Source organism: Pseudogemmobacter hezensis (genome assembly GCF_013155295.1).
Taxonomy (GTDB): Bacteria; Pseudomonadota; Alphaproteobacteria; order Rhodobacterales; family Rhodobacteraceae; genus Pseudogemmobacter; species Pseudogemmobacter hezensis.
On the sequence record NZ_JABJXT010000016.1, the window covers coordinates 57,185 to 81,731 of the forward strand.

Annotated in this window: 14 protein-coding genes; 8 read left to right on the plus strand and 6 right to left on the minus strand. The window is 62.3% G+C overall.

Annotation, left to right across the window (positions count from 1 at the left end):
- Positions 1-38: 38 nt before the first annotated feature.
- The 3 genes from HOY34_RS16375 to HOY34_RS16385 all read right to left on the minus strand — a co-directional run bounded on the left by HOY34_RS16375 (position 39) and on the right by HOY34_RS16385 (position 3,811).
- Positions 39-941 carry an NAD(P)-dependent oxidoreductase gene (locus HOY34_RS16375; RefSeq protein WP_172364768.1) on the minus strand — a complete coding sequence of 301 codons (903 nt, stop codon included), beginning with the start codon at positions 939-941 and terminating at the stop codon, positions 39-41.
- Between the two features lie 102 nt (positions 942-1,043).
- Positions 1,044-2,324: a 4-aminobutyrate--2-oxoglutarate transaminase gene (gene gabT / locus HOY34_RS16380; RefSeq protein WP_172364770.1), complete on the minus strand. Its 1,281-nt coding sequence runs from the start codon at positions 2,322-2,324 to the stop codon at positions 1,044-1,046.
- A gap of 47 nt (positions 2,325-2,371) precedes the next feature.
- Entirely contained in the window at positions 2,372-3,811 is a 1,440-nt protein-coding gene (locus tag HOY34_RS16385) for an NAD-dependent succinate-semialdehyde dehydrogenase (protein WP_172364772.1), read from the minus strand.
- Positions 3,812-4,044: 233 nt separating this feature from the next.
- On the opposite strand from HOY34_RS16385, the gene HOY34_RS16390 reads away from it, so the two are divergent.
- A complete protein-coding gene (locus HOY34_RS16390; protein WP_216654806.1) occupies positions 4,045-4,530 on the plus strand; it encodes an Lrp/AsnC family transcriptional regulator in 486 nt (161 codons plus the stop codon).
- A 579-nt stretch (positions 4,531-5,109) separates the two neighbouring features.
- Here HOY34_RS16390 and HOY34_RS16395 read toward each other — a convergent pair.
- On the minus strand, positions 5,110-5,430 hold the full coding sequence (locus tag HOY34_RS16395; protein ID WP_172364776.1) for a hypothetical protein: 321 nt from the start codon (positions 5,428-5,430) through the stop codon (positions 5,110-5,112).
- A gap of 500 nt (positions 5,431-5,930) precedes the next feature.
- Between HOY34_RS16395 and HOY34_RS16400 the strand changes: the two genes are divergently transcribed.
- The 3 genes from HOY34_RS16400 (at position 5,931) to HOY34_RS16410 (ending at position 15,365) form a co-directional block, all read left to right on the plus strand.
- Positions 5,931-6,941, plus strand: coding sequence for a helix-turn-helix domain-containing protein (locus tag HOY34_RS16400; protein WP_172364777.1), 1,011 nt, complete (start codon positions 5,931-5,933; stop codon positions 6,939-6,941).
- 404 nt (positions 6,942-7,345) lie between these two features.
- Positions 7,346-13,630: a putative Ig domain-containing protein gene (locus HOY34_RS16405; protein ID WP_172364779.1), complete on the plus strand. Its 6,285-nt coding sequence runs from the start codon at positions 7,346-7,348 to the stop codon at positions 13,628-13,630.
- 310 nt (positions 13,631-13,940) lie between these two features.
- Positions 13,941-15,365 (plus strand): YncE family protein, encoded by a 1,425-nt coding sequence (locus HOY34_RS16410; RefSeq protein ID WP_172364781.1) that lies wholly within the window; start codon positions 13,941-13,943, stop codon positions 15,363-15,365.
- 71 nt (positions 15,366-15,436) lie between these two features.
- Here HOY34_RS16410 and HOY34_RS16415 read toward each other — a convergent pair whose 3' ends face one another.
- A complete protein-coding gene (locus HOY34_RS16415) occupies positions 15,437-17,434 on the minus strand; it encodes a TonB-dependent receptor (protein WP_172364783.1) in 1,998 nt (665 codons plus the stop codon).
- A gap of 376 nt (positions 17,435-17,810) precedes the next feature.
- Here HOY34_RS16415 and HOY34_RS16420 point away from each other — a divergent pair, with 376 nt between their 5' ends.
- From HOY34_RS16420 to dhaL, 4 genes are all read left to right on the plus strand, one after another.
- Positions 17,811-18,755 (plus strand): substrate-binding domain-containing protein, encoded by a 945-nt coding sequence (locus HOY34_RS16420; protein WP_172364785.1) that lies wholly within the window; start codon positions 17,811-17,813, stop codon positions 18,753-18,755.
- A gap of 111 nt (positions 18,756-18,866) precedes the next feature.
- On the plus strand, positions 18,867-20,411 hold the full coding sequence (locus HOY34_RS16425) for a sugar ABC transporter ATP-binding protein (protein WP_172364787.1): 1,545 nt from the start codon (positions 18,867-18,869) through the stop codon (positions 20,409-20,411).
- Positions 20,401-21,393, plus strand: coding sequence for an ABC transporter permease (locus tag HOY34_RS16430; protein WP_172364789.1), 993 nt, complete (start codon positions 20,401-20,403; stop codon positions 21,391-21,393). Before HOY34_RS16425 ends, HOY34_RS16430 begins: the two co-directional genes overlap by 11 nt.
- A gap of 31 nt (positions 21,394-21,424) precedes the next feature.
- Positions 21,425-23,182, plus strand: a complete 1,758-nt coding sequence (gene dhaL / locus HOY34_RS16435; RefSeq protein ID WP_172364791.1) for a dihydroxyacetone kinase subunit DhaL — start codon at positions 21,425-21,427, stop codon at positions 23,180-23,182.
- Positions 23,183-23,279: 97 nt separating this feature from the next.
- On the opposite strand, the gene HOY34_RS16440 is transcribed toward dhaL, so the two are convergent.
- Positions 23,280-24,230, minus strand: coding sequence for a sugar-binding transcriptional regulator (locus HOY34_RS16440; protein WP_172364793.1), 951 nt, complete (start codon positions 24,228-24,230; stop codon positions 23,280-23,282).
- Between the last annotated feature and the right edge of the window lie 317 nt (positions 24,231-24,547).

The window sequence follows — 24,547 nt, forward strand, 5'->3', positions numbered from 1 at the left end:
GCCCATGTTGCACAGACGCGCCTTACAAAGATCGGCGTTCAGCTCAGCGCCTGATAGGCCAGCAGGGTGCGCTGCCACAGCTCTTCATAGGCAGCATCGGTCATATAGGCGGCATGCGGCGTCAGGGTGACATTCTCGCGCGTGGTATAGGGGTTGCCGGGTGGCAGCGGCTCTTGCGGGAAGACATCCAGGGCTGCATGGCCGATCTGGCCCGCATCCAGCGCGGCGAAAAACGCGCCTTCATCGACCAGGCCCGCGCGGGCGGTATTGATCAGCACAAAGCCCCGGCGCGGCAGCGAAAGCTGCGTTTCGCCCAAAATCCCCTGCGTCTGCGCGTTCAGCCCCAGATGCAATGAGACCGCATCGGCCCCTGACAGCGCCTGTGAAAGATCCGCGACATAGGCCGGATGCTGACGCGGGCTGCGGTTCCATCCGGCCACCCGCATGCCAAGCGCACCCGCCATATCGGCCAGGCAGGTGCCGATCCCGCCCATGCCGATCACCGTCAGCTTCAGCCCCTGCAGCTGCAAACCGCCACGCGGTTGCCAAAGGCCCTGGCGGATCTCACGATCACCGGCTGCTATATTGCGGGCTGCTGCAAAAAGCAGCGCCAGCGCATGTTCCGCAACCGCCCGATCGCCATAGCCGGGGGTGGTGCGCACCTCGATACCGCGCCTTTGCGCATCCTCAAGGTCGATATAGCTGCCCGCCCCGGTGCCCATAAAGACAATCGCCCGCAGGTTCGGGCAGCCGTCCAGCACCTCGGCGGGAACCGGGCTGTGCTCGACAAACATCACCCTGGCGTTGCGGCACATGGCGATCATCTCGGCTGGGCCCGGGCTGGCCTCATGGATGGTTACGCCTGCGGGCACCGAAAGCCCCCTTGCTGCCATGACCGCGCGCAGCTCTGGCGTGCAATCGACAAAAACCGCATCGCTCATTTCGTCACCTTCTGTTTGCGTCCCGCATATGGAATGCCCGGGCCTGTTATGGCCCGGGCGATTGGTCTGACGCCTGTGTCAGGCCGCCAGTCAGCCGATACCTCAGGCCGCAGCCAGCGCCGCATCCAGGATCGAAAGGGCGCGGTCGAGATCCGCGTCCGAGACCACAATCGGCGCCAGGAAACGCACCACATTGCGATGGATGCCACATTTGATGATCAAAAGCCCCCCCGCACGGGCCGCATCAATCACACGCTGCGCGCGGTCAGGATCGGGGCTGTTATTCGCGCCCGTGATCTCAATCGCCTGCATAAAGCCCTGGCCGCGTGCCTCGGCGACAAAGTCATATTTCGCAACCAGCGCCGAAAGGCCCGCCGCCATCCGCTCGCCCAGAGCGACCGCGCGTTCCAGCAGCCCGTCATGCTCAAAGGCATCCAGCACCGCCAGCGCCGCCGCACAGGCCAGCGCATTGCCGCCATAGGTGCCGCCAAGACCGCCCGGTTTGGGCGCATCCATGATCGCCGCCCGCCCGACCACGCCCGAAAGCGGCAGGCCACCGGCCAGGCTTTTCGCGGTGGTGATCAGATCGGGCTGGATGCCGGAATGCTCGAAGCCGAACATCTTGCCGGTGCGGCCAAAGCCGGTCTGGATCTCATCACAGATCAGCACGATGCCATGCTTTTGGGTGATCTCGCGCAGCGCCTGCATAAAGGCCGCCGGGGCGGGAAGGAAACCGCCGTCACCCTGAACCGGCTCGATGATGATGGCGGCAACGCGGTCTGGCGTCACCTCGGTGTCAAAAAGGGTCTGCAGCGCCGCAAGCGCCTTTTCGACGGTGATCCCGTGCAGCTCATTTGGATAGGCGCTGTGATAGATCTCGCCCGCGAAGGGGCCGAAATTCTGCTTATAGGGGGCGGCGAATCCGGTCAGGGTCGAGGCCAGAAGCGTGCGGCCATGAAACGCCCCGCGGAAGGCCACGATGCCGGGGCGGTTGGTATGGGCACGGGCGATTTTTACCGCGTTTTCAACGGCCTCTGCCCCGGTGGTGAAGAATACGCTCTTGTAGTCCTCGCCCTTGCCGACCAGGGTGTTCAGCCGGGCGGCGAGGTCAAGATAGGGCTCATAGGCGGCCACCTGGAAGGCGGCATGGCTGATCTTGCCCAGCTGGGCGGTGACCGCCGCGACCACACGCGGATGGTTGTGGCCGATATTATGGACACCGATTCCGCCCACGAAATCAAGGTAATCGCGGCCCTCGATATCCCAGACATGGGCCCCCTCGGCGCGGTCGATCACCAAAGGATGCGCGGTCAGCACCCCTTGCGGCACATTTTTGCTGCGTTCGGCAAGGCGGTCAGCGGTGACAGAGGCTTTATCAAGCATGGTCTGTTCTTTCATCTGCGGGCCAGCGGCCCCTGGTTAAGACTGGTTCAGTTAAGCCCGCCGAGATGCAGGGTCTTGGATTCGAGATATTCCTCGATCCCTTCCTGGCCGCCCTCGCGCCCAAGGCCCGAGGCTTTCACGCCGCCGAAGGGGGCGACGTCATGGCTGACAACGCCGGTGTTCAGCCCGATCAGGCCAAATTCCAGCGCCTCGCCGACGCGGAAAGCGCGGGCCAGATCGCGGGTGAAAAAATAGGCGGCAAGGCCGAAGGGCGTGCCATTGGCGATGGCGATGGCTTCTTCCTCGGTCTCAAAGCGGAAGATCGGCGCCACCGGGCCAAAGGTTTCCTCCTGGGCCAGTTGCATCGCGGTTGTTGCGCCGGTCAGCACCACCGGATCGGCATAGCCGGGGGCCAGATCGCGCACCGCAGTCGCCCGGCTCGCGCCATGGGCCAGCGCGTCAGCGACATGGCGTTCGATCTTGGCAATCGCCGCCTGATTGATCATAGGCCCGATGGTGACGCCGGGCGCGGTGCCAGGGCCCACCTTCAGCGCATCGACCTTTGCCGCCAGCCGCGCCACAAAGGCATCATGGATGCCCGACTGCACCAGGATCCGGTTGGCGCAGACACAGGTCTGGCCGCCATTGCGGAATTTCGAGAGCATCGCGCCCTCAACCGCCGCGTCGACATCGGCATCGTCAAAAACGATGAAAGGCGCGTTTCCGCCCAGTTCCAGCGACATCTTCTTGATGGTGGGCGCACATTGTTCGGCCAGCAGCGCGCCCACCCGGGTCGAGCCGGTAAAGGACAGTTTGCGCACCGTCGGGGACCCCGTCAGCGTCGCACCGATCACCTCGGGGCGGCCGGTGACAACATTGATCACCCCCGCCGGAATCCCGGCCCGTGCCGCCAGTTCCGCCATGGCCAGCGCCGAATAGGGCGTGAAATCCGAGGGTTTGATGACAACCGTGCAGCCAGCCGCCAGGGCCGGCGCCGATTTGCGGGTGATCATCGCGGTTGGAAAGTTCCAGGGCGTGATGATGGCGCAGACGCCGACGGGTTCTTTGGTGACAAGGATGCGCTTGTCGCCGGTGGGCGAAGGGATGATCTTGCCGTTGATCCGCCGGGCCTCTTCGGCAAACCAGCGGATAAAGGATGCCCCATAACGGATCTCGCCCAAGGCCTCGGCCAGCGGCTTGCCCTGTTCGGCGGTCAGGATCTGCGCCAGATCCTCTTCATGCGCCAGCATCAGGTGATACCAGGCCAGCAGCAGATCTGCCCGCTCGGCATGGCTGCGCTTGCGCCAGGAGATCATCGCCGTCTCTGCCGCCGCAATCGCAGCCGTGGTCTCAGCGGCGGTACAATCGGGCACATGGCCAATCGCCTGGCCGGTTGCCGGGTTCAGAACTGCCAGATCGCCCCGCTCCAGCCAGTCGCCGCCAATCAAAGCGGCATTTCGAAACAATAGGGCGTCCTTCAGGTGCATGATTTCCTCTTAAGGTTGCGACTGGTTCTGACAGGAGCCGGCAGACAAAATTTTATGCCGCCCGGTTTCGCAACCATAACTGGCTTGCACGACGCGAAGCCGTTCTATATCCGGTTGCTGGCGGCATAAAATGCTGTCGCTTTCGCAGCCACGGCAGATCATCGCGCCAGGCCGCCAGCGCCCGCCGCATCCCGGCCCGGATGCGAGGCCAGAACCCATGGGAGACGACCGGATTGAATGCATCCTTCAGACTGGACCGGATTGATCTGCGGATATTGGCCGAGCTGCAGCTGAATGGCCGCATCAGCAATGTCGAGCTGGCCGGGCGGGTGCATCTGTCGCCGTCCCCCTGCCTTGCCAGGGTCAAGCGCCTGCAGTCACTGGGCTATATCTCGGGCTATACGGCAGTGATCAACCTAGCGCAGCTGGGCGAGGTTCTGACTGTTTTCACCGAGGTCACACTGAAAAACCACCGCCAGGTTGATTTTGCCCGCTTTCAGACGGCTCTTTCAAAAGAGGAATGCTGCCTCGAATGCCACCTGATTTCTGGCGGGCATGACTATTTGCTGAAATTTGTCACTGCCGGGATTGCGGATTATCAACGCATTATGGAGTCGCTGATCGAGCGTGATGTCGGCATTGATAAATATTTCAGCTATGTCGTCATCAAATCCCCTCTGATCCGTCACAATATGCCGATCGAGCGTATTTTTGGCTAGACCATGTTAACAAATGGCGGAGCCAGAACCTGCTGCAGGCGACGTCTGAGAAACCAGGGACATTGTCTTCCGTTCTTTCGGAACCGGCCGCCTGGCGAAGGCTGGTCCTGAACTTTTTAAAAAATGCCCGACCATGTTGCACAGAATGTAAATGGTCCAGTCGACAGCCTTACAAAGCCTGCGGGTCTTGCGCATGGGCAAAGCGTTTCGGCTCCCGATATCCTACCGAATTTATCAAAGCCCCCGTCCGCGATCAGTGTGGCGGGCCGAGACAGCTGGTTGGCCATCACCAGATCACAGCCAGTATCATCGAAATCCTGCTCTGGTGCGATCCCGCTTCATATCTGGAAACCAGCAGCCTTGACCAAGGAAGATGACTCCAGGTCGAGACCCCACCGCTGAACACCCGGAAGTCTTTGGTCAGCAGCCCCTCTTTTCGTCAGCCACATGACGATGGGCCTGCATCACATGGCGCGGGCCAACGGAATCCCTTTGGCCAACACACCGATGTCTTTATCCCGCTGTCTTTATCCGCCATTTTCCAGCATGAACCAGAGCTCTGCCTTTGGAAAGCGAGCATCATATTACATACAGGGAAACCCTGCGAATGCTTCCGACATCCAGATCAAACAGTCTGGCTATTTCCTTAACATAGCTCAGAGACATATCATATTCCACCGTAACCGAAAATACGGCATCCGCACCATGTTCGGCAGAGCATTCCAGAATGGTGAAATTTTCAGAGTGAAGCAGAAAACTTGCGTCAACAAGAACCGGCAATATACCAGAAGACATGCTGGCACAAATATCGGCATTCGAAGCTGAGGGTGGATATCTTGCCGAATATCGGGCGAGATCATGTGCAATCTGCTGAACATCGCTGGCAATGGATATATACATGCTGACAAATGCCACAAGAGCGATAAGCAGTATGATAAGGGGGCGATGATGACGAATTCAGCGGATACATTGCCCCGGCTTTCAGTGATGAAAGCGTATATTCTGTGCAAAAACCTGTTAAATAATATTCCCATCAGACTGCCATGTCAGGGTCGCCACCATTAAAGTATGAGGCACCATCATTCAGCGCACCCCTGTATAACCTGTTAATATGATCATGCTTTGTGGTGAAAATTCATCTCAAAGGCAAAACAATAAGAACTCATCAGATGAGGCGGATTGCATGAACCCGCCTTCCCGCCTGTTGCGCGAAGGGCTGCTGGGCTGGCGACGGGCGGCTCCGCTTCAGCCGCGGCCCTGTTCTCTGGCGGCCGACCGGCATTTGCCAAATATTCATTTTCACCTGACACAACCAGACATTGCGGATACCGCTTTCCTCAGACAGGTGTTAATGCTGAAAGATCGAACCACCGCCAGACCCGGCCTGACCTCTGAGTTCAATGCTTCAGCGCTCTTTGTTCGACACCACCTCTTTGCCGGAACCCGACAGGCTGAGAACCTGGCGGGAGCTTGCAACTGCCGTATGGGAAATCTCTGAGGCAGAGCCCGATGGGTTCTATGCCAATGTCGATCTGTGGCACGGGGGCGATCTGATTTTCGGCTCTGTCGCAAGCTCTGCCCAGGCGACACGCCGTGATCTGGGACGGATCCTTGACGACGGTTTGGACTATTATGCGCTGCAATTCTATATGGGCGGGCGCCGTCAGGTCCGCTCGGGCGGGCGCGAGGCGGTGATTTGCGATGGCGGCCTGCTCAGCGTCGACATGACCCAGCCGCTGGAGACCGCATCGACCCGCTATCGCAGCCTTGATCTGGGGGTACCCCGCAGGCTTTTGGCCCCCTTGCTGCGCGATGCAGAGGCGCATGGCGGCAGGGCCTATGCCGCGCAGGGCCCGCTTGTCGCGCTGTTGCGCCGCCATGTTCTGGCGCTTTATCGGGGCGCGCCGCAGATGACGCCTGAGGATTGCGCCAGCCAGCAGGATGGCACGGTCGCGCTGGTGGCCGCCGTTCTGAACGGGCGCATCGATGATGATGTGACCGAGGGCCTGCGCCGCGCGACGCTTTTCGCCCTGCGACATCAGATCGAGACTCAGCTGGCCGATGCCCGCCTTTCACCCGAGGCGCTGGCACAGTCTTTCGGCATCTCGCGCGCGACGCTTTACCGGGTGATGGCGCCGGTGGGGGGCTTTCAGACCTATGTCTGGCGGCGCCGCCTGCATCGGTGCCGCGATGAGATCGCCAGCAATGCAGGCACCCAGATCAGTGAGATCGCCGGCAAATGGGGATTTCTGAGCGCCGCCTCCTTCAGCAGCCAGTTCCGCCGCGCCTTTGGCATGTCGCCCCGCGAATGGCGCAGCTTTTCCCAGGCTGTTTATGGCGGAAAGATCCTGCCGGGTGACGCCGCGAACTGGAGCAGATGGCTCTCGGCGCTTTCCGCCCGCCAAGGCTGAAACACCCCCCTGCCGCGCCCCGGCTGAGACGCTGAGTAAAGTTTCAGCCTATTTCAGAGAATGCACCGCAAAGTTGTGCGCGCCGTGCAGGTTCAATCTTGACCAAATGGCAAAAATGCAATCCTCGAAAGAATTGCATTTTCATCTTTCCCTTATTGTCCGGCCATTTGCATATCGTGATCTCTGCCAGCAGAGGTCGCAGGCTGCTGGGCTGTCGCCAGAAGGGAAGGCGCGGGTGCAAAGACCGTCCCTGATTTGGGGGCCAGCCAGGAATGCCGACAATGATGCCTGTTCAAGATACTCTGCCCTCACTGGCCTGCCCTGACGCAGCGAGGCCCGCTTGCAGTCGGGCCTCTGGCAATCGGGCCCCTGGCAATCGGGCGATCCGCGCCGCGCGGCGCATGATGAGCGGCGCTCTTGTGATGCTGGTTGCGCTGACCCTGGGGCTGCTGCTTTCGGCTTCGGCGGCAGTGGCGCAGTCGGTTACCACATCGGCCTCGCCTGCGACCTTCAGCACCGAAGGTGAACGGATTTCGATCACCTATAGCTTTAATCCTGGCAATTACAGCCTCAGCGGGCCGGTGACTGCGACATCCCTGTTCGGCGGGGAACCGATCACTTGCGGCCCGCACAACGGGATGAACGTCGTTCAGTGCACCAGCACCTATACGATCAGCAGCATGGACATGATGACTGGCACGGCGTTAGAGATGGCCTCGTTTCAGGCACCACGTCTCGGTGGTTCGGATCTGACCGCACAGTCCCCCCAGATCCGCATGTCAAAGGTCGGCGGCGGGCCGACAGTCCTTTCGCTGAGCGCAAGCCCTGCGACGCCGAAGCCTGGCGACACGGTCACCCTTACTGCGACCCTCAGCAGTATGGGGTGCAATTCTGGTTTGGTCCCGGACGGAACGATAAGGATCGAGCACGCAGGCACGACTTTTCATGCGGTCATCCAACCGGTGATGATCGGGAACGTCAGAACCGGGCAAGGCACGGCTACGGTAAATGTTATGGCCGAAGCTCCTGGCACCCACTACATCAACGCCAGCTACGCGGGCGGAATGGGATGTGCCGCAAACACCAGTGCGACAAGCTATACCTCGCGCCTTGACCCGATCCAGCTCGATGCTTCGATGAAAAGCGGCGCAACCCCGGGCAGCTCGGTTATAACCGTCCGGGTCACCAACCCCGGCAGTGCGACATATACTTTTTCCCCTTCGGTCAACATCAGCGATGCGAACGGGCCGCTGACGATCACCTCGACCACCAATGATGCAAACAGCAGCGCTGTCACCTTCGCACATGGCACGGAAAAGAGGATCACCGTTAATTTGCCAGCTGGCTATGCCCAGTCGTCAGATGGCCGCGTCAGTGGGCCTGTCGGCCCGCTGCAGTTTGACATCACTGACCCGCTTACCATCTCAGGCGGCGGCCCGCTGCCAGACTATGGCCAAAGTTATTCCAGCACGTTTCAGGCCAGTGGCGGGATAGCCCCGTATACCTATTCAGCCACCGGCATGCCCAATGGGCTTTCCCTGAATGCCGCGACGGGGCAACTGCAGGGACAGGTTAATTTCGTCGGGAATTACGATTTCACGATTACAGCAACCGACAGTGCCAGCCAAACGGCAATCGCCAGATTTGCGGGGGTAATATTGCCTCCGATGATTGAGATAACACCTGTTTCCCTTCCAGCTATGACTGTGGGCACCGCAACGAGCCACGCGCTTGCAGCGCGCGGCGGCATTGCACCCTATACCTACAGTGTTGATGGGAACGCGTTGCCATCAGGGCTGAGCCTGAACCCGAACGGTACACTTTCAGGAACACCTACAGTCTCTGGCCCCTATGCGATCAACATCTCAGTCAAGGACAATAATGGCTATAAAGCGTCGAAACTATATTCGGGCACCATCGGGCCTCTCCCGCTTTCCCTGCAATCCGCCATGCCATTCTACGCCCGTCAGGGGCAGGATTTCGTGTTAGATATGGTGCTAACTGCAAGCGGAGGCACGCAACCTTACAGCTTCAGCCTGGTGGATGGGCCCGCATGGCTTACGGTTACCCCGGCGGGCGAGCTTCGCGGAACGCCGCCGGCCGCAGGGCTGACTGGATTCAAGCTTCGTGTCACGGATGCGGCAAATGCCACTGCCACTAATGACTACTCTATTAATGCCGTCCCCCCGAAGCCGGTCGTCGGTGATACGCCGCTTACCGTAGCGGCAAACAGTCGGCATAACCCCGTGACAGTGACCAATACTGGTGGCCTGATCACAGGGTTTTCATTCAACCAGATTCCGGCGCATGGCCATGCCGTTATCACCGGTGGTGCAGCGTTCTATACCCCTGAACCGGGCTTTTCAGGGACGGATGAATTTCTTCTCACCCCCATCAACGACGGCGGGCTGGGCGACATCTTCAGGGTTATGGTAACGGTCGAAAAGCCCATTCTGAAGGTCGGCCCTGACACGCTGGCACCTGTATCACTGGGCGCAGCGGTCAGCGCGCAATTCAGCGCAGATCTTGGCACGGCGCCCTATGATTTTGTGGTTGCCTCCGGTCAGCTGCCTGCTGGCGTGACACTCTCCTCTTCGGGACTTCTGTCGGGCACCGCGACCCAGGCAGGAAAATTCACATTCACCGTTCAGGCAACGGATCAATATAACGCAACCGGACAGCAGACACTCGACCTTGATATCACCGAACCTGCACCCATTGCGGCGGATGATACATGGACAATACCGGCAAACAGCGGCGCAACCGCTGTTCCACTGGCTCTGACGGGTGGCACAGCCACAGCGCTGACGCTGGTTGCGCCGCCTGAGAATGGCACCGCCAATATTGATGGCACCCGGATCACCTATCAGCCGGAACCTGGCTATTCCGGACCGGACAGCTTTGCCTACCAGGCCTCAAACGACGCGGGGCCATCAGGGGTGGCGCGTATCTCGATCGAGGTTGAGCGCCCCACTTTGGAGGTATCACCGCCTGCACTGACCACAGCTCATGTAGGCATAGCCTACTCCCAGCAGCTTAGCTCCCGGCACGGCACCGCGCCCTACACCTACGCTGTCACCGCAGGCGCGCTTCCGGCCGGGATGAGCCTGAGCTCCACAGGCGTGCTTTCGGGTACCGGCATGGTTCCAGACATGTACAGCTTCATCGTCACAGCAGTCGACAAATATGGCGCAAGCGGGATCAAACATTACGATCTGAGCGTCACGGTTCTCGCACCGGCTGCAAGCAACAGCACGCTCAGGCTGCCCGCAAACAGCGGCGCAACCCCGGTGACGCTGAACCTGTCGGGCGGGGTGCCTGCGACGCTGGCCATTGCGGCCCAGGCGACGAATGGCACCGCGACGGTCAATGGAACCACCATCACCTACCAGCCCAACCCCGGCTATTCCGGCCCGGACAGCTTTACCTATAACGCAACGAATGACGGCGGCACCTCGGCCGATGCGGTGGTCTCGGTCACCGTCGATCCGCCGCAGTTGACCCTGTCACCGGCCCAGCTGAACCAGGGCCAGATCGGGGCAGCCTATTCGGTGCAAATCAGCGCCAGCCTTGGTGCGGCACCCTACACCTATCTGGTTACCGCAGGCACCTTGCCAGACGGGATACAGCTTGACAGCGACGGCAGGCTGTGGGGCACCCCCACCGCTGCGGGCGAGGCCAGCTTTACCATCGAGGCGACCGACGCCCATGGCGCAACAGGAAGCCAGCCGCTGGTGCTCGACATCCTGATCGACGCGCCGATTGCCGCGGCCAGCACGTTCACGCTGCCCGCAAACAGCGGCGCAACCCCGGTGACGCTGAACCTGTCGGGCGGGGTGCCTGCGACGCTGGCCATTGCGGCCCAGGCGACGAATGGCACCGCGACGGTCAATGGAACCACCATCACCTATCTGCCCAACCCCGGCTATTCCGGCGCGGACAGCTTTACCTATAACGCAACGAATGACGGCGGCACCTCGGCCGATGCGGTGGTCTCGGTCACCGTCGATCCGCCGCAGTTGACCCTGTCACCGACCCAGCTGAACCAGGGCCAGATCGGGGCAGCCTATTCGGTGCAAATCAGCGCCAGCCTTGGTGCGGCACCCTACACCTATCAGGTCAGCGCAGGCACCCTGCCAGACGGGATACAGCTTGACAGCGACGGCAGACTTTGGGGCACCCCCACCGCTGCGGGCGAGGCCAGCTTTACCATCGAGGCGACCGACGCCCATGGCGCAACAGGAAGCCAGCCGCTGGTGCTCGACATCCTGATCGACGCGCCGATTGCCGCGGCCAGCACGTTCAGCCTGCCCGCAAACAGCGGCGCAACCGCTGTGCCGCTGAACCTGTCGGGCGGGGTGCCTGCGACGCTGGCCATTGCGGCCCAGGCGACGAATGGCACCGCGACGGTCAATGGAACCACCATCACCTACCAGCCCAACCCCGGCTATTCCGGCCCGGACAGCTTTACATATAACGCAACGAATGACGGCGGCACCTCGGCCAATGCGGTGGTCTCGGTCACCGTCGATCCGCCGCAGTTGACCCTGTCGCCGACCCAGCTGAACCAGGGCCAGGTCGGGGCAGCCTATTCGGTGCAAATCAGCGCCAGCCTTGGTGCGGCACCCTACACCTATCAGGTTGCCGCAGGCACCCTGCCAGACGGGATACAGCTTGACAGCGACGGCAGACTTTGGGGCACCCCCACCGCTGCGGGCGAGGCCAGCTTTACCATCGAGGCGACCGATGCCCATGGCGCAACAGGAAGCCAGCCGCTGGTGCTCGACATCCTGATCGACGCACCGATTGCCGCGGCCAGCACGCTCAGCCTGCCCGCAAACAGCGGCGCAACCCCGGTGACGCTGAACCTGTCGGGCGGGGCGGTTGCAACGCTGGCCATTGCGGCCCAGGCGACGAATGGCACCGCGGCGGTCAATGGAACCACCATCACCTATCTGCCAAACCCCGGCTATTCCGGCCCGGACAGCTTCACCTATAGTGCAACGAATGACGGCGGCACTTCGTCAGCTGCCCTGGTCTCGGTCACCGTCGAAAAGCCCCTGCTGAGCCTTACCCCGGCAAGCCTTGCATCGGGCGTGGTTGGCGATGCCTATCTGGCACGGTTCACCGCTGATGGCGGCGCGGGCCCTTACCGGTTTGCGCAGGACGCGGGGGAGCTGCCCGATGGGCTGAGCCTTGCCGCTGATGGCAGCCTCAGCGGCACACCGACCGAGGCGGGCACCTTTGCCTTCAGCATCATCGCAACAGATGCCCATGGCGCAACCGGCGGCCTGAGCCTGAGCCTTGAGATCCTTGGCGGGACGGTTTCCGCGCTGGACCAGCAGGTCACCATCGAGGCCGGAGGCAGCACTCTGATCGATCTGAGCCAGGGCGCGCTTGGCCCTGTCACCGGGGCGCGTATTCTGGCAGTCGAACCTGCCTCGGCGGCGAAGGCAGAGCTGATCTCGCGCCAGATGGGCTTTGCCCGCAGCGCAACTGCGGGCCCGGCAGCTCCGGCACCTGTTCTGCTGCGACTGACAATTGCCGACAGTTTTGAGGGCACCGGGCACGTGACTTTCGTGCTGACCGGGGCGGACGGCGAGTCTTCCCCCGCCACGATCACCTTCAGCGTGGCACGGGCGGTCGATCCGCTGGAAAGCGGCGATGCCTATGCACTGGCGTCATCGCATAATGCCTCGGCCCGGCGTCTGGCCAACCGGAATATGGACCAGATCCACGGTCATATGCGTCGCATGCGCCAGAACGGCTGCCTTGAAAACGCGCTGAACCTGTCGCTGACCGGGCCCGGCTCGGACTATCAGTCCGCTCAAAGTGCCAGCCTGTCGCGCGCAGTCTGCGGTGATCGGGCGGTTGGCCTCTGGCTTGACGGTGGCATCTCTTTTGGCAAATGGGACAATTCCAGCTTTGCCGAAGAGCTGTCACATACGACCCGCAACCTGACCATCGGCATGGATTTCCGTCTCAGCGAGAATGCCACCGGGGGCCTTGCGCTCAGCTATGGGCGTGATGTGACCGAGATCGGCGATCTGGGCAGCAAAAGCCGCAACCTCTCTTATGGGGTGACGGTCTATGCGACCTGGGATCTGGGCCAGGATTACTATGTCGACGGGCTGATCGGGCTGGCGCGCCTGGACTTTGACACGAAACGCTGGATCGCGAATGAGGCGCTGTTTGCCAACGGCCAGCGAGAGGGCGAGCAGGCGATGTTCTCGCTGGCGGCCGGGCGTGTCTTTACCAGTGGCACCCGCGAGACCGACGGCTATCTGCGGGTCAGCGGCTCGCGCTCGCGGCTGGATGCCTTTACCGAAACCGGGGCTGCCGGGGCGCTGCATTACGAAGAGCAGACCGTGCGCAGCCTGGTTGCGGCGATTGGCGCCTCGACCAGCACCTCGGTAAAGCTGCCCGACGGTATCCTGACCTCACGTTTCAGCGGCGAGCTGAACCATGAGTTCGCCGATGAGGGGATGATCGCGGTCAGCTATGCGACCTCGGGGGCCCGCTTTGAGCGCAAGGCCGCAGAAGAGAACCGCACCGGGCTGCGTCTGGGTGCCGCCTTTGACCTGGAGCGTTTCGATGGCTGGCGCCTCGGTGCCGATCTTGGGGCGCGATTTGACAAAGACGGCTTCTCGGGCGGCGATGTGAAACTGCGCTGGCTGCTGGAGTTCTGAGCCAGCCCCCGCGAAAAGCAATGCGGTAAACTGCAGGCGGCCTCAGACATGGGGCCGCCCTTTCATATTTGCGGGCACCAGTGTCGCGGCGGACGATTGCAGCGCAGGTGACATAGCCAGGGCATCAGGCATCAAAGGCCGGGGCCGGAACGGCGGGCCTGGGCAAAGGCGGCAGGGATCGCCCGTTTCGCTTTGCCGTTCTGGTGCGGCAGAGATGGGCCCGGCCCAGGCGCGGATGGCAGACGCATCAATAGTTGACTTTTTTACTTTTACACCATCCAAGGGGCTGTCTCGCTGAAAGGATTATGACGTGAAAAGCACCGGCCTCAAACGCAGCCTTCTCACCACACTTTGCATCGCCGCTCTTTCCATTCCCTCGCTGAGCCTGGCAGAAGCCGCCTTCCCGGCGCCCGTCGAATTCAAAGGCCGCATCAGGGCCGAAAGCGCCGTTCCGGGCGTTCCGGTTCATGCAGGGGGCGAGGTGCGCATCTCGGCCACGGGTCTGGCGCCGGGGCAAAAGCTGGTTTTGCAGCGCGGCCCCGATGTTTTGTCAGACGCCGCACTGCAGGCCGATGAGAAGGGCAGCGCCAGCCTGACCTTTACGCTGCCCGCTGACGCGGCACCCGGGCTGCACCCGCTGGTGGTGCTGCTGGAAGAGCCCTCGATGACCACTACCATCGACCTGAAAATCTCAAAGCCGCTGGACTATCTGAACGAAAAAGACTGGTCGGTCGCCGCCGTGCATCCGGCAAAGGGCCTTTATCAATCGGCCTATAGCGCCCGCAGCAATGCGCTTTTCGTGACCGCTGCCGATTTCAGCGGCGGCACCTCTGAACTGCTGCGCCTTGATCCTGAGACGCTGGAGGTTCAGGCCCGCATAACCCCCGCCGATTTCCCCGAAGACCAGAAGCCCCCGGCGAAAGAGGGCGCGCCAAAGGGCCCCTATAAGCTGGCCCCTGCGGGCGTGTTCGGGCTGGGCCTTGATGAGGCCGAGGGCCGGATCTGGGTCACCAATACGCCTGACAATACGATTGCGGTCTATGCCCAGGATGATCTGTCGCTGATCCATCAATTCGCCCCCGGCGCGGTCTATCACTCGCGCGATGTGCTGATTGATCCGCTGCGCAAGCGGGCCTTCGTCTCTTCCTCGGCGACCAGCAATGTCTATGTCTTTGACAGCGAAAGCTATGAGCCTCTGGGCGTGATCGACATCCGCTCGGCCCAGCGGGGCGGCGAGTTCTATGTCATGAGCCTGGCCATCGATCCCGCCAGGGCCGAGGTCTATGTGGTCAGCCGCATCAGCAATGAGCTGGCGATCATCGACGCCGCCAGCCTGGAGGTGAAGAAGATCCTCGCGCTTCCCGGGGCGAAAAACGCAACCGGGCTGGATGTCGATCCGGCAACCGGCCGCCTGTTTGTCGCCGCCCAGGACAGCAACACCCTGCTGATCCTGGACCGCGACAGCGGAGAGATCCTGCATGATGTCACCGTCGGCGCAGGCGCGCTGAACGTGGTCTATGATGCAACCAGCGGTCTGGCCTGGGTGTCATCGCGTGAGGCGGGCAGCCTGACGGCGGTGAACAATGATGGTGAGATCGTCGCGCATCTTGAGGGCGGCAGCTATGCCAATCACGTCGCCATTGATGGCAAGGGCGCGGTCTTTGCGGTCAATAAATCGCTGGGGGCCGAGGATGAAAAGGCAGACTTCCTGCGCCGGATCACCCGCGCCGACTGACCCCTGCCCTGCCAGATAAAAAGCCCCGGATGCGCTTGCATCCGGGGCTTTTTTATTGACCTGAGCCAGGCTCAGAAGGTTTTCGAGAGGTTCAGACGGAAGTTCCGCCCGGTCTCGGTAACCCAGGGCTTGCCCGTCGCAGCACTGATCGGGGTCATGGCGTAGTGATAGCTGCGGTCAAAGACGTTCTCGACGCCGAAGTCGATCGCCAGGCCCTCAAAGCTGCCCTGCGGCACGATGTAGCTGACTTTCAGGTCATGCGCGGCAAAGCCTGCATGGCGTGTGGTGCCGACGGTGATGCTTTTCTGCGCCTCCATCCGCCAGGACAGATCGATGCCATTGGCGAATTTATGGCCAACCGTCAGTGTCAGCGTGTCGCTGGGGCTATAGGTGTCCAGATCCCAGACGCCACCCGCCAACAGACGCTCGTTGTCGGTCAGGTTCACGGTGCCGTTCAGATAGGTGCCGCCCGCCATGGTGTAATGGGCCGCGATCTCAACGCCCTGACGCTTCAGCTGGCGGCCAGGAACCGACAGCGCGAACATCGTGTTCCAGATATCGCTGTGATACAGCGTGACCGAGCCGCGCAGCGTGTCGCCCGCCGCCAGCAGATCGCCGCCCTCATAGCGCAGGCCGCCTTCCCAGTTGCGCGACTGCTGCAGCTTGTCGTCATAGGTGGTCAGCACGTCATAGGTCGGCAGCGCCTCGGTATAGGTGAACGAGCCGAAGACCTTCACGCCATTGCCGAAGCCTTTTTCCAGCCCGAAGCCCAGGGTGCGGGCCAGGTTGTCATAGCTCTGCGGTGCGGTCGTGGCGCTGATTTTCTGGTCTTCCAGACGCAGGCCGATGGTCGCCAGCAGCTCATTGCCGAAATCCATCGTGTCGATGGCGAAAAGGCTGAGCCGGCGATCCTTGCCGCTTGCCGGCGAGGTATCCAGACGGGTGCGATCCTCGCTGGACCAGGCCAGCCCCGCACGCAGGCGGTGATTGATGACGCCGGTGTCAAAACGCGCGGTATTGGTCAGGGTCACGCGGTCGGTTTTGGTATTGAACAGACCCGATTGCGAGATCGCAAAGGCCGAGCCAAACCCATCGATATTGTGATCCTGATCCGAGCGCGAGACGCTCAGCTCCAGGTCAACCAGGTCATTTCCGGCCGGATTGTGGTTCCAGGTCAGCGCCGCCACATTGCCCTTGCGGTCGATATTGGCAAGGCCAAGGCCCGCGTAATCGTTCAGCATGCTCGACAGGTTGACGTTGCTTTCCGAGCTTTCATAGCGGGTATAGCTGAAGGTCAGGCTATTGGCATCATCCAGCCGGAAGCGCGATTTGAACAGCATCGACGGCACGTTGAAGCCGCGCGCGGTCTCATTGCCATCGGGGTCTTCCTGGGCATCCTGGCCGCGACGGGTGTAGTTGAACAGGAAATCAACCGTGCTGTTCGCCTGCCAGGCCAAGGTCGAAGAGGTCACCCAGCCATCGCCGTTGCTATTGGCGCCCAGCATCTGGCGGAACCGGAACCCGTCCTCGCCCCCGGTCAGATCCGAGCCGTTGATCGTGCGCGCCGTCACCGCGCCGCCGGTGATCCCCGAGCCATATTCCAGCGAGGCCAGCGGCCCGGTGGTCACATCAACCGAACGCAGCAAAGCCGGGTCAGAGATTGCGCCAGACGCGCCCTGATAATGGCGGCCCGGATTGTCGGCCACACCGTCAACCACGATCTTGGTCGCCGGATCGCCCTGATAATGGTGGTTGCCGCCAAAGCCGCGGATCGAGATCCCGGCAGTCAGCAGATTGCCACGGCGGGTGGTGGTGACCGAGGGCGCATCGCGCAGAACATCGGTCAGGGTGCTGGCCTGCGAGCGCGCAATACCCGCAGCATCAAGGCTGAAGTTCGGCCCTGTTCCAACCACTTGCGCGGGGGCATCGGCATCCAGCACGATAACACCAAGCGGGGTGCCGTCTGCGGCCCGGGCGTCGTTGTCACTCAGGGTGTTCTGCGCCAAAAGCGCCAGAGGTGAGGTGCTGAACGCAAGCGTCGCAGCGACCAGAAGTTTTGTTTTCGCCATGCCATCCTACCGGAAACTGTCAGATTGGAAGCGTGGCTGGCAACGGCGGGCGTGCTTTGGGGCTTAGTCAGAAAGACTACAGTTATTGTCAACATCTTGCAGACAGGATTTCCGGCCAGGGTCAGGAACCGTGGCGCAACCGCCATACCCTGCCCCCGCCCTGCGAAAGCATGCCCCCAAAAACCCCCGCCGAAAGCACCGCGCAACCCTGGCCCGCACCGGGCCCGCCAGCCGCAATCCAGAGGGCGGGCCGTGCCGCTGGAGAATATAGTTGTAAAAATGAATTAACAGATGTATCCGATTCACGTCGGGCCCGCTTTCACGCCATCCGACCGGAACGCCGCGCCGGAAATGCGGGGAAATTTGGGAGGATTTCATGAAGAGACTTGCAATGCTGCTCGCAGGGGCGGCACTCGCGCTGCCATTGGCCGCAGGCGCGCAGGACGCGCCCGGCACCGCAAAGAAAGACAGCTACCGCTTTCTGATCGTGCCGAAAGTCGTGCATCCCTGGTTCGACAAGGTGAATGACGGCGCGCAGATGGCTGCCGTCGCCCTTGAGGCCCAGACCGGCGCAAAGATCGAGATCGTCTATTCCGCCCCGCAAACCGCCGATGTGGTCCAGCAGGTGCAGATCGTCGAAAGCGCCATTTCGACCCGTCCCGACGGTATCGCCATCGACCTGCTTGATCCCGAGGGCAACCGCGCCTCGCTGGAGGCCGCGCAGTCGCAGGATATCCCGCTGGTTCTGTTCGATTCCGTGCCACCCGAAGGCATGGCGATCCCCTTCATCGGCTCGGATTTCTGCGAACAGGCCAAAATCGCCTCGCGTCGTCTGGTTGAGGTTTTGGGCGGCGAAGGCGAAGTTGCGATCATGATGGGGGTGCCGACCGCGCCGAACCACTCGATCCGCGCCGAATGCCACCGTGAGGTTTTCGCCGAACATCCCGGCATCAAGGTTGTGGCTGAGGGGATCGACAACGACTCGATCGAGATCGCCCAGCAGCAGGCCGCCGCAATCATGCAGGCCAATCCGAACCTGAAAGGCTGGGTCGCATCCGATGCGGCAGGCCCCATCGGTATCGGCCAGGCCATCATCGAGGCCGGCAAACAGGATCAGGTGACGCTGGTTGGCCTGGATAACCTGCCGGAAATGCTGGAAATGATCCGCTCGGGCGTCGCTGACAGCTCTTCCGCCTCGCAGCCGGAACTGCAGGGCTACTGGTCGGTCATGCTCTTGTGGCAACAGGCCACCGGCGCCCCGGTGCCGCAATTCCTGGACACCGGCAATGCCTTCCTGACCAAAGAAAACGTCGGCGAATAAGCCGGCGACAGCGGGTCGGGGTTCCAGCGGGATCCCGGCCCGCAATCGCGCATCGGTCCCGCCCGCCAGATGGCGCAGCCGGGACGGATGCCCTTCCTTCGGAGTTACAAAATGGCCTATCTGGAGGCACGCGGTCTGGGCCGCGATTTTCCGGGCGTGACGGCGCTGAACGGCGTTGATCTGTCCGTTGAACTGGGGCGCACCCATATCCTGGCGGGCGAGAATGGCGCGGGTAAATCCACCCTGGTCAGGATCCTGACCGGAACCGACCGCGCCTCGCGGGGGGATCTGCTGATCGACGGCAAAGACCCGCTGACAGACCCCGCGCTCTTTCGCACCATCGCCTATGTGCCGCAGGAGCTGTCGCTTTTTCCCGATGTGACGGTGGCCGAAAACCTCTTCATGCCCTTCGCCCGCAGCGGCCACGCGGGCCTTGTGAACCGCAAGAAGATGGAGGCCGAGGCCCAGATCTATCTGGACCGTTTCGGCATCCGCGCCCGCCCCTCAGACCTCGTGCGCCACATCCCGGTGCCCGACCAGCAGCTTTTGCAGATCGCCCGCGCCTCGACCAACAAAGAGATGAAGGTGCTGATCCTGGACGAGCCGACCTCGGCCCTGACCGCCTCCGAGGTGGACCGCGTGTTCCGGGTGATCCGCGACTTTCTGGCCAGCGGCCATGCCATCGTCTTCATCTCGCATAAGATGGAAGAGGTCTTCGGCATCGGCGACGATTACACCGTGTTGCGCAATGGCGAAAAGGTCGATGCGGGCCGGATCGCGGATATTGACGAGCCCGCGCTGATCCGCGCCATGTCAGGCCGCGATGTGCGCATTGATGAGCATTTCCGCCCCGCCTCGGCGGTGAGCGACGTGATCATGCAGGTCGATGGGCTGACAGGCCAGGGCTTTGCCGATGCCAGCTTCACCCTGCGCCGGGGCGAGATCCTCGGCTTTGCGGGCCTGGTGGGCGCGGGGCGCTCTGAACTGATGCAGACCATCTTCGGTTTCCGCCGCGCGAAATCGGGCCAGGTTACGGTTGAGGGCAAGGCCTGGAAACTGAACGACCCTGCGGCCTCGGTCCAGGCGGGGATGCTTTACCTTTCGGAAGAGCGCAAGCATCACGGCATCTTCCCGCTTTTGTCGCTGCGCGAGAATATCGGCCTTTCGGTCCTGTCGCTGACCTCTGGCAAGGCGGGCATCAACGCCGGGCGCGAGCGCGGCATCGTCGCCAAAGTGATCGAGGATTACGGCATCCGCGCCGCAGGCCAGGGCCAGAAAATCGCCACCCTTTCAGGCGGCAACCAGCAAAAGGCGATCATCGGCCGCGCCATGGCCACCACGCCGCGCATCCTGGTCTTTGACGAGCCGACCAAGGGCATCGACATCCGCACCAAGGCCGAGATCTACCGCATCATGAAAACCCTGGCCGAGGAAGGCGTGGGCATCATCCTGATCTCATCCGAGATGACCGAGCTGCGCCGCTGCGCCAGCCGCATCATCACCATGCACAGCGGCACCATCACCGGCGATTATGACGCCGCAACCACCAATAGCGAAACCCTGGTCGGGGCGATTTTCGGCTCTGACATGCCTGCGGCGGCGGTAAATGCCGCTGCCGGGACCAGCTCTGACGCGGAGACCCCTCATGTCCACTGAAGCCAGCGCCCAAACGGCGCGCCCCTCTTTCCTTTCCGCAATCCTGCGCAATCCGCTGGCGGGCGTGTTCATCGCGCTGCTGGCGATTTTCGTAATTTCCTGCCTGATCTCGCCCTATTTCCTGACCTCTTACAATATGTCGGTCATCGCGCGGGGGCTGGCCTTTGTCGGCATCATGACCATCGCGCAATCGGCGCTGATGATCCTGGGCGAGCTGGACCTTTCGCTTGGCACCATTGGCGGGCTTAGCGGGGTGATCTCTGGCATGCTGATGGTGCAGGCGGGGGTCGATCCCTGGATTTCCATCGTGCTGGCGCTGGTTCTGGGGCTTTTGCTGGGGCTCTTGAACGGCTTTCTGGTCACCGCCCTGGGGCTGCATTCGCTGGTTCTGACCATCGGCATGGCCGGGGTCTATGGCGGTGCGATCCTGGTTCTGACCAAGGGCGTGGCGATCACCGGCATTCCGGCCAGCATCCACTTCCTTGGTCGCGGCGATGCCTTTGGCGTGCCCGTGCCCTTTATCGTGATGGTCGTGGTGCTGCTGATCGCGCTGTTTCTGACCCTGAAAACGCCGATGGGCCGCTATATGTATGCCATCGGCAACAATGCCGCGGCGGCCCGCATGCTGGGGATCCGCGTGAACCGCATCCGCCTGATGATCTTCGCGCTGGCGGGGATGCTTTCGGCGCTGGCTGGCGTTTTGATGGTTGCCCGCCTTGGCACCGCGCAGCCCTCGATCGGGCAGGCCTGGGTGCTGGCCCCGATTGCCGCCGCTGTCATCGGGGGCGTCGCCACCACCGGGGGCGTCGGCTCGCCGCTGGGCGGCATCTTCGGGGCCGCGATCATCGCCATCATCGAGAATATCATCGTGCTTTTCGGCGTCTCGCCCTATTGGCAGGGCGTGGTTTCGGGGGTGATCGTGGTTCTGGCGATCTCTTTCGATGCCCTCTCCCGCCGTTACATCCGCCGCGACAGCCACTGATCTGCGCCCTCTGATCTGAAAGACCAATGCCATGACCAAAAGCAAAAAACTGATCAACGCGCCCGAAAACATCATCCCCGAGATGATCCAGGGCATGGTTGGCGCCCATCCCGATATCCTTTGCGTCGAGGGCCGCACCGGCCGCGCCGTCGTCGCAGTCGAGGGCCCGCGTGACGGCAAAGTCGGCATCGTGATCGGCGGCGGTTCCGGGCATGAGCCTGCCTTCGCGGGCTATGTCGGGCGCGGCCTTGCCGATGCGGCGGCGGTGGGCAATGTCTTCGCCTCGCCCTCGCCCGACCATATCACCGATGCGGCGCGTCAGGCCGATGGCGGCGCGGGCGTCGTGCTGCTTTACGGCAATTACACGGGCGACGTGCTGAATTTCACCATGGCGCTTGAGGAACTTGAGGCCGCAGGCATCCCCACCCGTCAGGTCGCGGTGGCCGATGATGTCGCCTCGGCCCCCGAGGCCCGCAAGGGTGAGCGTCGCGGCATCGCAGGCGACTTCTTCGTTTTCAAAATCGCAGGCGCCGCCGCCGATCAGGGCGAGCCGCTGGCCCGCGTCGAGGCGCTGGCGCAAAAGGCCAATGCCCATACGCTTTCGATGGGCGTGGCGCTTTCACCCTGCTCGCTGCCCCAGACCGGCAAGCCGAATTTCGAGATCGGCGATGACGAGATGGAAATCGGCATGGGTCTGCATGGCGAGCCCGGCATGCGCCGTGCCAAACTGGGCACCGCCGATGCAGTCACCGATGAGCTGGTCGCAACCATCCTTGCGGAAATGCAGCCCAAAGCGGGCGACCGGGTCGCCGTGCTGGTCAATGGCCTTGGCGCAACGACCTATGTCGAGCTTTACCTGATCTTCAACCGGGTGAAGCAGATCCTAGATGAAAAGGGCATCGTGATCCATCGCAGCTGGGTTGGCGAATATGCCACCTCGCTGGAGATGGCGGGCGCCTCGGTCACGCTGCTGAAGCTGGATGATGAGCTGACGGGCCTGCTTGATCACCCCTGCCGCAGCGTCGCGCTGACGGTCGGGGCTGCCGTGACCGGCTCGACCCGGGCGGCCCGCTCTGCCCGGCGTAACACCGCGCAGGAAGAGATCGGCGAGAGTGCCGCCACCCCTTCCGCCGCGCTGATCACCGAAGGCAAGCTGACGCCGCAGATCTTCCGCGACATGATGGCCGAGGCCGGAACCCAGATCATCGCCGCCCGCGACTGGCTGTCGGAACTCGACGGGGTCATCGGCGACGGCGATCACGGCATCACCATGGAGATCGGCTGGAAAGCCGTGCAGGCGGCCCTTGCCAATGCCCCCGCCGATGAGACGATTGAGGGCAGCTGCAAACGCATGGCCAAGGCCTTCCTTGACGCGGTCGGGGCCTCTTCCGGGCCGCTTTACGCCACCGCCTTCCTGCGTGCAGGCGCGGCAGTGGGCCAGCGGCAGAACCTTGACGGTGCAGCGCTTGCCACCTGGCTTGCCGCCGCGCTGCAGGGCATCCGTGATCGTGGCCGGGCAGAGCCGGGCGACAAGACGATGATCGACGCCTGGGTTCCCGCCGTTGCCGCAGCCCAGGGCCTGCCCGCAGACGCGTCAGAGCTTGCGGTGATGCAGGCCGCCCGTGACGGGGCCGAAGCTGGCATGAACGCCACCGCCGCGCTGGAATCGCGTCGGGGCCGTTCGGCGAAACTCGGGGCGCGGTCGGTTGGCCATATCGACCCGGGCGCGGCCTCGACCTTCGTGATCCTGCGGGCAATGACGGCGGCGCTGGAACGCGCCGGGGTCTGAGTTCTGGCCCAGGGCTTTGGCCTGAGATTTTGCTCTGAGACTTTGGCCGGAACCCCGGCCAAAGACCCCTGCACCACCCGATGCCCCACGATCTGCCTTAGCGTGGCCCGGCCAGCAATGCCCGGGCCACCGCTTCATTGGTTGCCAGCCGGTTCACATAGCCCGCCCGCAAAATGGCACGGATCACCGGCACCTTGTCGATCCCCCCCGAGGCCAGGATCGAAACCGGCTTCAGTTTCAGCTTTTCCGGCGACAACGCGATCAGCGAGTCGTTCAGAAAATGGTCAATCGGCCGCCCCCGCGCATCCAGGAAACAGCCCAGAAACTCGCCCACAGCGCCAAGCTTCTGGATCTCTTCCAGCTGATCCTTGACCAGCCGGATCTGCATCAGCGTGGTGTTCTCATTCAGCGCCCCGCAAGAGGTGATGCCAATATCGGCAATCTCGGTGCGGGCCAGAACATCGGTCAGCTCGTCCAGCAGCAAAAGCATCTCGCGCCCCTCACGCGAGGCACAAAACAACGGCGCGGTCAGGTAGTGACACTCGACCCCCAGACGCCGCGCGAAAGAGGTCGCCACCTCAAAGGAATTGGTCCCGGAAGAGCGCGTGACGCCCCCCGTCAGCCCCACCACCCAGCTGTCAGGATGCGGCCGGGTTGAAAGCTTACGCACTGCAAAACTCAGCGTGCGCCCGGTTGAGACGCCGATCCCCAGATCACGCCCGTCGATCAGCGCACTGGCCATCATACCCGCCGCCTCACCGATTACCCGCTTTTGCTCGAGGTAGTCAGGCAGATCGGGCACCACCTGCACATCCTTCAGCCCATAGCGCCGCGCCAGATCCTCACCAAGCGCGATGCAATCGGTCAGCGGCAGATCCAGTTCAACCTGCACCGCCCCCTGGTCCCGGATCTGACCGATGATTTTATTGACCCGCAGCCGCGTCATATCCATGCGCGAGGCGATATCCTGCTGGGTCAACCCGCCGACAAAATAGAACCAGGCGACGCGGGTGCGCTCCAGTTCATCCCAGATCTCATCAGCATCCATGTGTCAGATCCCTTGCCCCGCAAAGACATACGACGCGGCTGGCCGGGCAACAACCGTTCAGTCTTCGTGCAACCGGAACCATTGAATACGGGATGAGTTTTTCGGGAATTGGCCTGCCGAGCCACGGCGGTTGGAAAACTGGCCGCCGGCAGTTGACGCTGCGACGCGCAGCCTCGTTTCTATGTCCCCTGGGCTTTGTTGCGCTATTCGGCTTGGGGGCGCAGATACCCCTTTCCCGGTTATCTTCAGCGCATGCGGACGGTCTCGGGCGTTCCGAGTGATGTGAAGCGGTTCATGAGTGCGATGCGGATCTGAAC